This window comes from Promicromonospora umidemergens, assembly GCF_024171995.1.
In the GTDB taxonomy this organism is placed as follows: Bacteria; Actinomycetota; Actinomycetes; order Actinomycetales; family Cellulomonadaceae; genus Promicromonospora; species Promicromonospora umidemergens.
Map to the genome: position 1 here is coordinate 19,816 of NZ_JAMTCT010000037.1, position 9,280 is coordinate 29,095.

Sequence of the window (9,280 nt, forward strand, 5' to 3'; positions counted from 1 at the left end):
CGGCCAACTTATCACTGATAACTCCTCCCGTGGCCACCCGCCGCTGCCCGCACATCGGGCACGCGCGGCGTCGTCGTCCGGGCGCGACGTACGCTGCCGGGGTGACCGCTCTTCCCGCCGCCCTGCCTGCTCTCACCGAGCGCTCCGCCGCCCTGCTGGAGGCCATGCGCACCCGCGTCGTCGTGGCCGACGGCGCCATGGGCACCATGATCCAGGCGGCGAACCCGACCCTGGAGGACTACGAGGACCTGGAGGGCTGCAACGAGATCCTCACGGTCTCGCGCCCGGACATCATCGCGGGCGTGCACGACGCGTTCCTCGAGGTCGGGGTGGACGCGATCGAGTCGAACACGTTCGGGGCCAACTGGTCGAACCTGTCGGACTACGGCATCGACGACCGCATCCGCGAGCTGGCCCGCAAGGGTGCGGCGATCGCTCGCGAGCGCGCCGACGTGTACACGACGCCGGAGAAGCCGCGCTGGGTGCTGGGCTCCATGGGTCCGGGCACCAAGCTGCCGTCGCTGGGGCACACCACGTACGCCCACCTGCGGGACACGTTCGCGGAGCAGGCCGCTGGTCTGATCGAGGGCGGGGCGGACGCGGTGCTGGTCGAGACCAGCCAGGACCTGCTGCAGGCCAAGGCCGCTGTGACGGGCTGCCGGCAGGCGATGGCCGACGTCGGGCAGCGGGTGGCGATCATCGTGTCCGTGACCGTCGAGACCACGGGGACCATGCTGATGGGCTCGGAGATCGGTGCGGCGCTGGTGGCGCTGCAGGCGATGGGCATCGACGCGATCGGCATGAACTGCGCCACTGGTCCCGAGCAGATGAGCGAGCACCTGCGGCACCTGTCGCAGCACGCCGAGATCCCGGTGACGTGCATGCCGAACGCGGGCCTTCCGGTGCTGGGGGCGAACGGCGCTTCCTACCCGCTCACCCCGGAGGAGCTGGCCGCCGCGCACACGCAGTTCGCGCGGGAGTTCGGGCTCGGCCTGGTGGGCGGCTGCTGCGGTACGACGCCGGAGCACATGCGCCTGGTGGTCGAGGCCGTCGGTGGCGCGCCGGTCGGCAAGCGCGAGCCGGTGCGGGAGAACGCCGTCGCCTCGCTGTACTCCGCGACCGACCTGCGCCAGGAGACGAGCTTCCTCGCGATCGGCGAGCGCACCAACGCCAACGGCTCCAAGGCGTTCCGCGAGGCGCTGCTGGAGAGCCGCTGGGACGACATCGTCGATATCGCCCGCGCGCAGACCCGCGACGGCGCGCACCTGCTGGACGTGTGCGTCGACTACGTGGGGCGCGACGGCGTAGAGGACGTGCGCGCGGTGGTCTCGCGGCTCGCCTCGGCCTCCACGCTGCCGCTGGTGATCGACTCCACCGAGCCCGCTGTGATCCGCGCGGGCCTGGAGCTGCTGGGCGGGCGCGGCGTGGTCAACTCGGTGAACTTCGAGGACGGCGAGGGGCCGACGTCGCGGTTCGGCCGCATCATGCCGGCGGTCATGGAGCACGGCGCCGCCGTCGTCGCGCTGACGATCGACGAGGAAGGCCAGGCGCGCACCGCCGACCACAAGGTCGCCATCGCGTCCCGCCTGATCGACACGCTGGTGGGCGAGTGGGGCATGCGCGTTGACGACATCATCGTCGACGCCCTGACCTTCCCGATCGCCACGGGCCAGGAGGAGACCCGGCGCGACGCGATCGAGACCATCGAGGCGATCCGCGAGCTCACGCGCAAGTACCCCGGCGTGCACACCACGCTCGGCGTCTCGAACGTGTCGTTCGGGCTGAACCCGGCGGCGCGTGCGGTGCTGAACTCGGTGTTCCTGCACGAGGCGACCGAGGCGGGCCTGGACTCGGCGATCGTGCACGCGGCGAAGATCCTGCCGCTGTCCTCGATCCCGGACGAGCAGCGGCAGACGGCGCTCGACCTGGTCTGGGACCGGCGGGTCTGGGACGCCGAGGGCAACCTCACGTACGACCCGCTGTCCAAGCTGCTCGACCTGTTCGAGGGCGTGGACGCCGGGGCGATCCGGGATGCTCGCGCCGCGGAGCTGGCGGGGCTGCCCATCGGCGAGCGTCTGGCCCGCCGCATCATCGACGGCGCGCGCAAGGGCCTGGAGCCGGACCTCGAGGAGGCGCTGGGCGGCGGGATGAAGGCGCTGGACATCGTCAACGACCACCTGCTGGAAGGCATGAAGGTGGTGGGCGAGCTGTTCGGCAAGGGCGAGATGCAGCTGCCGTTCGTGCTGCAGTCGGCGGAGGTGATGAAGGCCGCCGTCGCGCTGCTGGAGCCGCACATGGAGAAGGTCGAGGGCGACCAGACCAAGGGCACCATCGTCCTGGGCACGGTGCGGGGCGACGTGCACGACATCGGCAAGAACCTCGTGGACATCATCCTGACGAACAACGGCTACAAGGTGGTGAACATCGGCATCAAGCAGCCGGTGAGCGCCATGATCGACGCCGCGATCGAGCACGACGCCGACGTCATCGGCATGTCGGGGCTGCTGGTGAAGTCGACGGTCGTGATGAAGGAGAACCTGGCGGAGCTGGTCTCCCGAGGACACGAGAAGAAGTGGCCCGTGCTGCTGGGCGGGGCTGCTCTTACTCGGACCTACGTGGAGGACGACCTGGCTTCTGCTTTCCCCGGCGTGGTGCGGTATGCGAAGGACGCGTTCGAGGGGCTGCGGCTCATGGAGCCCCTGGTGGCGGTCGCGCGCGGGGCTTCGCCCGACGACGTCGGGCTGCCGGCGCTGAAGAAGCGGCGGCACGCGGTGGTGACGGTGACGCAGACGGCCCCAGAGGATCTGCCCGCGCGGTCTGACGTGGCAGCCGACAACCCGGTGCCGGACCCACCGTTCTGGGGCACGCGGATCGTCAAGGGCGTGCAGCTCTCCGAGTACGCCGCGTTCCTGGACGAGCGGGCGACGTTCATGGGCCAGTGGGGGCTCAAGCCCGGGCGGTCATCGGACGGCGCCTCGTATGAGGAGCTCGTCGAGACCGAGGGGCGGCCGCGGCTCGCGGAGTGGATGGATCGGATCCTGACGGACCAGATCATGGACCCGACGGTGGTGTACGGGTACTTCCCGGTGTGGTCGGAGGGTGACTCGGTCGTGGTGGCGCACCACGGGGAGCTCGCCGGCATCGGGGCGCCCGACGGCGGGTCCGGTGGTGCAGTCGGGACTGAGCGGCTGCGGTTCCACTTCCCGCGGCAGCGGCGGGACCGGCATCTGTGCCTGGCCGATTTCGTTCGCCCGCGGGAGTGGGTCGAGGAGACCGGGCAGTTCGACGTGCTGCCGGTGCAGCTGGTGACCGTCGGGGACACCGTCTCCTCGCACACCGCTCGGCTTTTCGAGGCCAACAAGTACCGGGAGTACATGGAGCTGCACGGGCTGTCCGTGCAGCTGACCGAGGCGCTGGCCGAGTTCTGGCATGCGCGGGTGCGGTCGGAACTGGGGTTCGCGTCCGAGGAACCTGCCAGCGTCGAGGGGATGTTCAAGCTGGAGTACCGGGGTGCGCGGATGTCCCTGGGGTATCCCGCGTGCCCGGAGATGGAGGACCGGCACAAGGTGGTGGAGCTGCTGCGGCCGGAGCGGGTCGGGGTCACCCTCTCCGATGAGTTGCAGCTGCACCCGGAGCAGTCGACGGATGCGTTCGTGTTCCACCACCCGGAGGCGAAGTACTTCTCCGTGTGACTTCTGGGGTGGTGGCCGTCCGACCTGGTCAAGCCCGTTCTGACTGGTCAGAGCCTCGGGCGGATTCCCGTGACTCCCGTATCCAGACGTCGCTGGACGTCCCTCAGCGTACCAAAACGTGTCATAAACGTGTCACGATCGCGCTCTCCTGGCGCGAAGCCCTGATCGTGACACGGTTTGACTCTCTGACCAGCATGAATCCGTGAGAGCCTGACACGAATTGGGTGCTGACCTGTGGCTTCATAAGCTGCCCCTCGTCGGCAGCGTTGAGGCGCCCAGTCGCGAGCTACTCGTTTCCGGCTCGGCGCCAGTGCCCGTGCCATGGTTGCCCATGCGACTGCAGCGTGGAGTGACCGTAGCGGGGATCGAGCCGGGCGTCGCACGCGCTCTCGCGCGGGCCTGCTTGGTCGACTGGACGCGCACCGAATACATCGCGCACGTCGTCAAGGTCGACGTCACGGAGGCCGATCGGCTACTCCACCAGCTCGAGTCCGATGGATACGTCATGCAGCAGACTCGCGAGTACGACGGTGAGCCCGAGGTGTGGTGGAACACGACGCTTCTTGGTAGTGGCCTGGCCGGAGCGTCGTTCCTCAAGCCGATCAACCGCGCAAAGGCAGAGGCTCTTCTCGCCGGCGTGCTTGAGCGAGCAGCGTCGTACAACGCCGACCCGGACAAGCCCGTGTGGATCGAGAGGATCTCACTGTTCGGCTCGCTGCTGGACCAGACGGCCACCGACTTCGGCGACATCGACCTCCATGTCGTGCTGGAGGACCGCGCTGAGCACGACGTCGCAGAGGCAGCCCTCGCCTACGCCCGCGCATCGGGCAAAAGCTTCCCGAGCTGGATCGACAAGCTGTTCTGGGGCCAGATCGAGGCCAAACAGATCCTCAGGAACCGCAGCGGTTATCTCAGCATTCACACCGAAGACCTCAGCGACGTCACCGACCAACTGACTGTCGTGTACGAGCGCGAAAGGGCTGATCGGGGTTGACCGATACAGCCCGATGACGTGGAGAGCGGCGCGGCCAGGCAAGACGCATCCACGGTGTAACCGTGGAAGTTGCGGTCAAGACACGTGGAGCGCGTACACCGCTCGTCCACCCGCAGTCGCCCTCGGCTACCACTGGCCCTACAACTGACGCATCCTGCTGTCAGCACCTACTTCGGGCCGAAGTTGCGCTCGCGCGGACGTCCCCGCGGCCGGTCCGACTTGTCCGGGAACATACCGACGAGGCCCAGGCGCACCGGAAGGAAGCAGCCAGGTTCTTGTAGTCATGGCTGGGATGCCCCTAGGACCGGGTCTCGCCAGCCCACGAGCAGGATGAGGTTGTCAGGACTCGCGCGCTGCCCGAGCCGGCAGGTCCCGACCGCCACCCCCTCGCCTGCCGCGCGCACCCGGATCGTGTTCTGGACCGGGCGCCCGTTGGCGTCGGTGGTGTTCTCGTTGTCGGCGACCTCGACGAGCCCCAGCAACAGTCCCGACGCCGCGATGGCACGCAGGTGTCAGCACAACCGCTTCTGCTCTGCCGAGTCCTGGATCAGCTCGCTGGCGCTGGACGGACACCTCTGGGATGACAAAGCCCAACTGCGCCAAGGACCGGACCACCTCAGCCACCGTCCTGGTGCTGCCCAGAGAGGTCGACCGCCATGGTCAAAGCGCGTAAGAACGATCCACTGTCCGCGATCCTGCAGGAGTCCACGGACCTCATTGGCACCACATTGGAACAGCTCGAGTGGGCCGAGAGCGAGATCGACGCCGCCAGCATCCGACACCCGGCCCAAAGCGATCTCCTGTATCACGGGTTCCGACTGCTAAATCCCACACACCGGCTGATGGCCACGGAGTTCGTGGGCCGCTCGCACAACCGCGAGCTCCTCGACCGGCTGGCGACCGGCATGGACACCCGGCCCGGCACGGCGGCCGAGATATGTTGCGCGCTCTGCGAAGCCAGCCTGGTCGCTCCGTTGAGCTCGACCGCTGCCGGCCTCTACTTCCGGATGTGGGAATCCGCGTTTCCCGACATTCCGGGCTCATCCCAATCGGGGGTGTAGAAGTTGGGGTCTGAAGCCGCCGGTCTCGAGCAGGCTTCGGGCGATGTAGTTGGTCAGGTTGCGGAACCCGAGTGCGGAGCCGCGCAGGTGTTCGAGCCGTCCGTTGAGCGCCTCGGTCGGCCCGTTGCTGGTGCCGGGTCGTTCGAAGTAGGCGAGCACGTCAGCGGCTCGCTTCTTCAGGGTCCGGCCCAGGGTGGTGAGCTCGGTGAGCACCTTGGGGACGCCGGCGCTGAGGTCGGTGATCAGCTTCTCCATGAGCTCGCGGCCACGTTGCCGGTCCTCGTGGCGATAGGCGGCGATCATGCGCTGGTAGACACCCCAGGTCGCCTCGACCTCGACGTGAGCGTCATCAACGAACAGCGCGCGTAGCCTGTCGCTCTGCTTGTCGGTGAGCAGGTCCGCGCCGGTGTGCAGCGTGCGCCGCGACTTGTAGAGCGGGTCGTCCCTGAACCCACGGTGCCCGTGGATCGCGAGTTGGACCCGGCGCCGGCACCTGTCGAGGGCGTCACCGGCCAAGCGCACGACGTGGAAGGGATCCATCACCGTGACCGCGTCCGGGATCTCCTCTGCAGCGGCGGTCTTGAACCCGGTGAAGCCGTCCATCGCGACCACCTCGACCGCGTCACGGAAGGCGTCGTCGCGGTCGGCGAGCCAGGTCTTGAACGCCGCCTTCGACCGGCCCTCGACCATGTCCAGCAGCCTTGCTGGGCCGGCGCCATCGCGGACCGGGGTGAGGTCGATGATCACGGTGACGTACTTGTCGCCACGCCTGGTGTGGCGCCAGACGTGCTCATCGACGCCAATGACCTTCACGCCCTCGAACCGCGTGGGGTCGTTGATCAGCAGCCGCTTGCCTTCGGCCAGGACCGCGTTGTTGGCGGTGTCCCACGCGACCCCGAGTCCCTCGGCGACACGGGCGACGGTGAGGTGTGCGACCACGATCCCTTCCAGCGCCCACCGCAGCCCGGTGCGCGAGAGCTTCGCGCGTGGCTCCGCCGCGGCGCTGGTGTCTTGGCGCCACACGTGTCCGCAGTCGGCACAGCGGTAGCGGCGCACTACAACTTCCAGCACGGTCGGTCGCCAGCCCAGCGGCTCGTGGGCCAACCGCCGGATCACGGTGTCACGAGCAGCGCCTTCGCTGCCGCACCGTCGGCACCACTGATCTGGTTCCACCACGCGGCACGCGAGGACCGCACGATCCGGTTCAAGTCGTTGCCCGGTCACGCTCAGACCGAGGCCGTCGAGTCGAGCGAAGGCGGTCAGGTCAGGGCGGCCGAAGCCGGCCGGCGGGGTAGCGTCGGACACGTCGAGGTCTTTCGGATGGATGGCGTAGGAACCTCCGTCGTCGGGAGACCTCGACGTCTATCTGCGGACCGACGCGCCCGGCCGACCTACACCGTCATCTGGGAAGACCCCTGAAACGTCTTCGACGACGACGGGACCGGCTAGGAGGAGGGCGCGGTGAGCTAAAAGAATGGAGCTTGCTCGGCTTCGACGCCGCCGCAAGCTCCGGTGAAACGGTCGGTACTGGTCGGTCGTCGTCGGTCACCACCAGATGGCGGCGCCCCCCACTCTCGACGTTTGCGCAGGTCAGCGGCTCGTTCGCCCAGTGGGCGCATCAAGCGATAGACGCAAAGCCGACGTGATTAGGTCGTCGGTTCGATTCCGACAGGCGGCTCTGGCGAACAGCCCCTGACCTGCGGAAACGCAGGGCAGGGGCGGTTCGGTTCTGGTGGTCGCGCGATGCGCTGGCCTCACGGCTCTGCCCGACACCGACGTCGCTCTCCTCTGCGACGGACCCCTCGCCGGCTGAGCGCTCGCGGCCGGCATCCTGTCCGTGTGCCGATAGGCCTCGCTCCGCTCGGCAACGCGGCGTGGCGTTGTGTCGCGACCTGGACGTGCGAGGTGTCAACGGTGCGTCGGCGCAGCGGTCGTTGTGTGCGCAGCGAGATGTTCCATGCCGCACGGGCGACGCGCACGAACGCAACGCCCCGGAACGCCAACGACCCGTCATCGCTGCGACGCGCAACGCGTCTCCCGTCACGGCAACGGATCGCAACCAAGACCCGCCCACGGCGCCTAGCGGGACGGAGGGCAAGTTGACACAGTTGCGCTGCCATGGAACCGCGCTGGCTCTCTCGATGACCACCGGTGAACCAGTGCCGCTCCAGGCTTGCGCCTGGTGTTGCCTGGCCCCCCTCGTGATCGGCCCGTCGGGGATCGTCAACGTGGTGCGGGTGTCGAGGCGGTCGGGTCCGACGGCTCGGCGGGGCGCGATCGTCTCGTGCGTTGGCGGACTACGGGAGCTTGGACGCGAGGACGTCGGCCGCCAGGATCTCGGGTGCTGCGCCGAGGAGGTGCTGGTTGGCCATCAGGGCTGCGACGATGGCGCCGTTGGCGTGGGCGTCGCGAGCGGCCTCGTCGGGGAATGCATCGAAGATCCAAAAGGTGTCGGCGTGGGTTCTAGCCGCGAACCAGACAATCGTTCCCACTTCTTCGTTGGCGAGTGCGACAGCGCCGGCGAGCAGATCGGCGAGCGCGTCGTGCTGTCCATCGGCCGCGACGATCTTGGCGACGAAGGCATACGGAAGTGATGCGGGTGTGGACATGAGGGGTTCTCCTTGAAGTCGGGGTTCTTCGTGGGGCGAGTTCAGCGTATGACGAGCGAGGGCCGATGGGGAGTGGCGTATACGACAGTATTGCTATTGTTCGCGCCATGCGTATCGGACTGATCGCGATCGACGGCTGCTTCGGTTCGGCTGTCGCGTCGGTCATCGACATCGTGCGGGTGGCCGACGGAGCCCGCGGCGATATCGACCCGCGGATCGACCCGATCGAACTCGCCATCCTCGGACCGAAACGGCGAGTGACCACGACGGCATCGATGACCCTGTCGGTTGACCACCCGCTGTCGGAGTCCGGAGAGTTCGACGTGGTCGTCGTCCCTGCGCTTGGAACCCTCACGGCCGCCGCTACCAACGACGCCCTCCAGAGCCGAGATGCTCGTTCGGTCATCGCCTCGCTCGGGCGCCTCGACGACGCGACCACCCGGATCGCCGCGGCGTGCACCGGCGTGTTCGCCGTCGCCGAGACCGGACGGATGCATCATCGGCGGGCGACGACCAGCTGGTTCCTGGGGCCGGAGTTCCTGAAGCGCTATCCGACCGTCGCCCTCGATCTCGACACCATGGTCGTCGTGGACGGGAACCTCGTCACCGCCGGCGCCGCGTTCGCCCACATCGACCTCGCGCTCTCACTCGTGCGATCGATCAGCCCCGACCTGGCCCAACATGTCGCCAAGCTCCTCATCATCGACGAGCGTCCGTCGCAGGCGGCCTTCGTCGCCTACGAACATCTCCGGCACGAGGACCCGATCGTCGTCGAGTTCGAACGCTTCGTGCGCGCCCGCCTGGACGAACCGTTCAACGTCGCCTTCGTCGCGCAGTCGCTCGGCACCAGCCGGCGCACCCTCGAACGACGAGTCCGTGCGGCGCTCAACCTCACTCCGCTCGGCTTCGTCCAACGGCTTCGCA

7 protein-coding genes are annotated in these 9,280 nt (G+C 68.1%); 4 read left to right on the forward strand and 3 right to left on the reverse strand.

Translation table 11 applies throughout. The features are described 5' to 3' along the window. Positions 1–164: 164 nt before the first annotated feature. Together metH and APR04_RS29115 are read left to right on the forward strand one after the other, a co-directional pair. Positions 165–3,692: a methionine synthase gene (gene metH, locus APR04_RS29110; RefSeq protein ID WP_253877944.1), complete on the forward strand. Its 3,528-nt coding sequence runs from the start codon at positions 165–167 to the stop codon at positions 3,690–3,692. Positions 3,693–4,095: 403 nt separating this feature from the next. Then, complete coding sequence (locus APR04_RS29115) at positions 4,096–4,686, forward strand: hypothetical protein (protein ID WP_253877934.1); 591 nt, start codon at positions 4,096–4,098, stop codon at positions 4,684–4,686. 281 nt (positions 4,687–4,967) lie between these two features. Here the strand turns inward: APR04_RS29115 and APR04_RS29120 are convergent, their stop codons facing one another. Beyond that, positions 4,968–5,168 carry a hypothetical protein gene (locus APR04_RS29120; protein WP_253877936.1) on the reverse strand — a complete coding sequence of 67 codons (201 nt, stop codon included), beginning with the start codon at positions 5,166–5,168 and terminating at the stop codon, positions 4,968–4,970. 174 nt (positions 5,169–5,342) lie between these two features. Here APR04_RS29120 and APR04_RS29125 point away from each other — a divergent pair, with 174 nt between their 5' ends. After that, complete coding sequence (locus APR04_RS29125; protein ID WP_253877938.1) at positions 5,343–5,747, forward strand: hypothetical protein; 405 nt, start codon at positions 5,343–5,345, stop codon at positions 5,745–5,747. Here APR04_RS29125 and APR04_RS29130 read toward each other — a convergent pair. Both APR04_RS29130 and APR04_RS29135 read right to left on the reverse strand, forming a co-directional pair. Then, on the reverse strand, positions 5,727–7,052 hold the full coding sequence (locus APR04_RS29130; protein ID WP_026138135.1) for an ISL3-like element ISPfr2 family transposase: 1,326 nt from the start codon (positions 7,050–7,052) through the stop codon (positions 5,727–5,729). The two genes, APR04_RS29125 and APR04_RS29130, sit on opposite strands and share 21 nt — an antisense overlap. A gap of 992 nt (positions 7,053–8,044) precedes the next feature. Further along, positions 8,045–8,356 (reverse strand): putative quinol monooxygenase, encoded by a 312-nt coding sequence (locus tag APR04_RS29135; RefSeq protein WP_006247389.1) that lies wholly within the window; start codon positions 8,354–8,356, stop codon positions 8,045–8,047. Positions 8,357–8,463: 107 nt separating this feature from the next. Here APR04_RS29135 and APR04_RS29140 point away from each other — a divergent pair. Further along, positions 8,464–9,280: DJ-1/PfpI family protein (locus tag APR04_RS29140; protein ID WP_253877940.1), on the forward strand; the 817-nt coding region annotated here is incomplete at its 3' end.